Origin of the sequence: Sulfitobacter sp. HI0027 (assembly GCF_001634775.1) — a bacterium.
Lineage (GTDB): Bacteria > Pseudomonadota > Alphaproteobacteria > Rhodobacterales > Rhodobacteraceae > Sulfitobacter.
The window spans coordinates 1-396 of sequence record NZ_LWER01000269.1 but is presented as its reverse complement, the minus strand read 5'-3'; the positions used below and the strand labels follow the sequence as shown (position 1 = coordinate 396).

General features: G+C 61.1%; 1 protein-coding gene. It reads left to right on the top strand.

The window, feature by feature from the left end:
* Nucleotides 1–396: thiamine pyrophosphate-dependent enzyme (locus A3722_RS15515; RefSeq protein WP_236627440.1), on the top strand; the 396-nt coding region annotated here is incomplete at both ends.

Below are 396 nucleotides of genomic sequence, written 5' to 3'. Positions count from 1 at the left end.
GGCTGCCCGCATAACTCCTCGACCAAGGTGCCCGAAGGCTCGCGCGCCTATGCGGGGATCGGCTGTCACTATATGGTGCAGTGGATGGACCGCGAAACCACCGGCTTTACCCACATGGGCGGCGAGGGTGCGAACTGGATCGGCGAGGCGCCGTTCTCCAATACAGAGCATGTGTTCCAGAACCTTGGCGACGGCACCTACAACCACTCCGGGGTGTTGGCCATTCGGGCCGCCATCGCGGCGGGGACAAACATCACCTACAAGATCCTCTATAACGACGCGGTTGCGATGACCGGCGGTCAGCACAACGAAGGCGACCTTGACGCCTACCGCATCGTCGAAGAGTTGAAGGCGATGGGCGTGAAGAACCTCGCCGTGGTCTATGACCAGAAGGAA